This window comes from Ideonella sp. B508-1 (assembly GCF_000333615.1).
GTDB lineage: Bacteria > Pseudomonadota > Gammaproteobacteria > Burkholderiales > Burkholderiaceae_C > Ideonella.
Genome location: NZ_BADL01000463.1, coordinates 1 through 3,666 on the forward strand (window position 1 = coordinate 1; position 3,666 = coordinate 3,666).

Below are 3,666 nucleotides of genomic sequence, written 5' to 3' on the forward strand. Positions count from 1 at the left end.
CCCCGTGCGCGCGAGAGTTTCGGCCTGAGCCTGGGCGGCGGCTGGGACATCGCCCGCGCCATCGGCCAGTGGCGGCGCGAACGGCGCGGCCTCTTGACCTCCAACTTCGCCGAGGCCGGCGGTTTCTTCCGCAGCCGGCCCGACGAGGCCGTGCCGGACCTGCAGTGGCACTTCGTGGTGGGTCAGTTGGTCAACCACGGCCGCAGCGCGGTGTGGGGCCACGGTTACTCGGTGCATGTGTGCCTGCTGCGCCCCCAGAGCCGTGGGCGGGTGACGCTGGCCAGCGCCGATCCGCTGGCCGCCCCGGTGATCGACCCGGCCTTCCTGACCGAGGCCGACGACCTGGACCGGCTGGTCAGCGGGGTGCAGCAGACCCGCCGCCTGCTGGCCCAGCCCGCGATGGCGGCCCTGGGCGGGCAGGAGCGCGGCGCCCTGGCGCAGGCCCAGGATCCGCAGGCCATCGCCGAATTCATCCGCAACCACGCCGACACCATCTACCACCCGGTGGGTAGCTGCCGCATGGGCGCCGACCCGCTGGCCGTGGTGGACGCCCAGCTGAAGGTGCACGGCCTGTCGGGCCTGCGGGTGGTGGACGCCTCGGCCATGCCCAGCATCGTCAGCGGCAACACCAACGCCCCGGTCATCATGATGGCCGAGCGCGCCGCGGCCTGGATGGCGGCCGCGCGTCATGGACGGCAAGGCGAGCCTCTTGCGGCACCGCCCCAGGCGATGGCCGAAGCCGCAGACTGAGCGGCCTCGGTGGAGCGCGGCTCAGGGTAAGGGCTGCAACTCGGGCGTGGCCAGGCCCTCGACCCAGGCTTGGAACTCGTCGGCCAGGCGCTGGCTCTCGGCCACCGCGCGGCGCCAGGCCTTCTCGCGCGCGGCATCGTCGTCCAGGTAGGCCTTGAAGTCCTCGCGGCTGGGCAGGCGCCCGCCGGGCAGCGTGGCCAGCCATTCGGGCCGGGGGGCCAGCACCACCACCCGGTCCAGCGCGGGGGTGGCGCGGTGGCGCCAGCGCCAGGCCTTGTCCAGCCAGCCCGGCACCAGCGTGGGCTGGAAGTGCGGGTACAGCACCCAGCCCGGGTCTGCCCCCTGCCCCGCGTCGCCGGCCAGCAGGCGGTCGTAACGCAGGTGCAGGTGGTAGTCGGTGATGCCGCCGTCCCAGTAGGCCCCGCGCGGCGCGCCCGGGATGTCGTGCACCGCCTCCAGCCAGAACGGGATGGCGCAACTGGCCAGCACGGCCGGGATCAGGTTCTGCGGCGACAGGCCCACCTGCTGGCCGCGGAAATCATGCAGCGGCAAGGGCAACGCGTCGCGCGGGTCCGAGAACACCACCCGCTCCAGCCAGGCACCCAGGGCCGGGCGGGCCACCAGGTTGCTGGCGAAGGCCGCGCCGTAGCCCAGGCCGGTGCGCCAGCGGGCGGTCTCGCGCCGCAGCCAGCGCCGGCCATGGCTGGTGAACACATGCAGGCGGTACTGCGGATGGGCCAGCAATGCCGCTTCCTGCCCGCCGAAGTGCTCTTGCAGCTTGGCGCCGAACACCGCGCTGACATGGCCGGGCAGCGGCGGCTGGCCCGGTGCGTGCGCGTAGCGCTGGGTGATGTAGTCCTCGGCCAGTCGCCGCAGCGCGGCCACCGGGTCGGCCATGCAGGCCGCCGTCATGCGCCAGGCGCCGATGGAGGCGCCCAGCAGGTGCACCGTGTGGCCGCCGCGCGGCAGCCAGTCGCCGAACAGGAACTGGTCCAGCGGGCCCAGGATCAGGCCCTTGGGGCCACCGGCGGCGCCCGGCACCACCCGCACCTCGGCGGGGGTGAGCGGGCCCTGGCGCAGACGTGCCAGGGCAGCCGGGCCGGCCAGGATGCGCAAGGCCTTCATCGCCATGCCCGGCGGCGCCCGCTCAGCGCTTGAGCTTGGCGAAGGCCGCGGCCATCGCGTTCGGCGCCTCGGCCGTGTGGCCACGGCCCGACTGGGCGCGCTCACCCCGGGCGGCCGGGCGGTAGCTGTTGTCGCCCCGGCTGCCGCTCTTGGGACCGGGCGCGGCGGCGTCGAGCTTCATCGTCAGGCTGATGCGCTTGCGGGCCAGGTCCACCTCCAGCACCTTGACCTTGACGATGTCGCCGGTCTTCACCACCTCGCGGGCGTCGTTGACGAACTTGTTGGACAGCTGGCTCACATGCACCAGGCCGTCCTGGTGAACGCCCAGGTCCACGAAGGCGCCGAACTGGGCCACGTTGGACACCGTGCCTTCCAGCACCATGCCCTCCTTCAGGTCCTTGATGTCCTCGACGCCGTCGTTGAAGCGGGCCACCTTGAAGTCCGGGCGCGGGTCGCGGCCGGGCTTTTCCAGCTCGGCCAGGATGTCCTTGACCGTGATGGCACCGAACTTCTCGTCGGCAAAGGCCTCGGGCCGCAGCTTGCGGATCACGTCCGCATTGCCGATCAGCTCCTGGATCGGCCGGCCGGCCGCGGCGATGATCTTCTCGACCACCGGGTAGGTTTCCGGGTGCACGCCCGACAGGTCCAGCGGGTTGTCGCCGTCGCGGATGCGCAGGAAGCCCGCGGCCTGCTCGAAGGTCTTGGCCCCCAGGCCGGCCACGTCCAGCAGCTGCTGGCGGTTGCGGAAGGCGCCGTTGGCGTCGCGCCAGCGCACGATGCTGTTGGCCACCGCGGTGGACAGGCCCGAGACCTGGGCCAGCAACGGCGCCGAGGCGGTGTTCAGGTCCACGCCCACCGAGTTCACGCAGTCTTCCACCACCGCGTCCAGCGTGCGGGCCAGCTCGCTCTGGTTGACGTCGTGCTGGTACTGGCCCACGCCGATGCTCTTGGGCTCGATCTTCACCAGCTCGGCCAGCGGATCCTGCAGGCGGCGGGCGATGGACACCGCGCCGCGCAGGCTCACGTCCAGGTCCGGCAGTTCCTTGGAGGCGAACTCGGAGGCCGAGTAGACCGAGGCGCCGGCCTCGCTGACCACCACCTTCTCCAGCTTCACGTCCGGGGCCATGCCCTGGATGCGCTTGATCAGGTCCGCCGCCAGCTTGTCGGTCTCGCGGCTGGCGGTGCCGTTGCCGATGGCGATCAGGTTCACGCCATGGGTGGCCACCAGGCGGCCCAGGGTGTGCAGGCTGCCTTCCCAGTCGCACTTGGGTTCGTGCGGGTAGACGGTGGAGGTGGCCAGCACCTTGCCCGTGTCGCTCACCACCGCCACCTTCACCCCGGTGCGGATGCCCGGGTCCAGGCCCATCACCACGCGCTTGCCGGCCGGTGCGGCCAGCAGCAGGTCGCGCAGGTTCTCGGCAAACACCTTGATGGCGACCTTCTCGGCCTCTTCACGCAGGCGGCCGAAGAGGTCGCGCTCCAGGCTCATCGACAGCTTGACCTTCCAGGTCCAGGCGATGGTCTTGCGGATCAACTCGTCGCCGGCACGCTTGGCGTGGCGCCAGCCCAGGTGCTGGGCGATGCGGCCTTCGGCCAGGGTGGGCTGGCCTGGCACGACTTCTTCGTCAAGCACCAGCTTGGCGTCCAGGATCTCCTGGGTGCGGCCGCGGAACACCGCCAGCGCGCGGTGGCTGGGCACGGTGCGGATCGGCTCGTCGTAGTCGAAGTAGTCGCGGAACTTGCTGTGGTCGGGGTGGTTCTCGTCCCTGCCCGGGGCCAGCTTGGACTGGA

The 3,666-nt window shown here is 71.9% G+C and carries 3 protein-coding genes; 1 reads left to right on the forward strand and 2 read right to left on the reverse strand.

Annotation, left to right across the window (positions count from 1 at the left end; translation table 11 throughout):
- A partial coding sequence (locus tag I73_RS29005) for a GMC family oxidoreductase (protein WP_022982025.1) occupies positions 1-750 on the forward strand: 750 nt, incomplete at its 5' end.
- Between the two features lie 21 nt (positions 751-771).
- On the opposite strand, the gene I73_RS18765 is transcribed toward I73_RS29005, so the two are convergent.
- Both I73_RS18765 and I73_RS18770 read right to left on the reverse strand, forming a co-directional pair.
- Entirely contained in the window at positions 772-1,875 is a 1,104-nt protein-coding gene (locus I73_RS18765) for a patatin-like phospholipase family protein (RefSeq protein ID WP_026096942.1), read from the reverse strand.
- Positions 1,876-1,897: 22 nt separating this feature from the next.
- A partial coding sequence (locus I73_RS18770) for a helix-hairpin-helix domain-containing protein (RefSeq protein WP_022982027.1) occupies positions 1,898-3,666 on the reverse strand: 1,769 nt, incomplete at its 5' end.

Coding starts and splice junctions, on each gene's coding strand:
- I73_RS18765 (WP_026096942.1), bottom strand. CDS start 1,875: ATGAAGGCCTTGCGCATCCTGGCCGGCCCGGCTGCCCTGGCACGTCTG.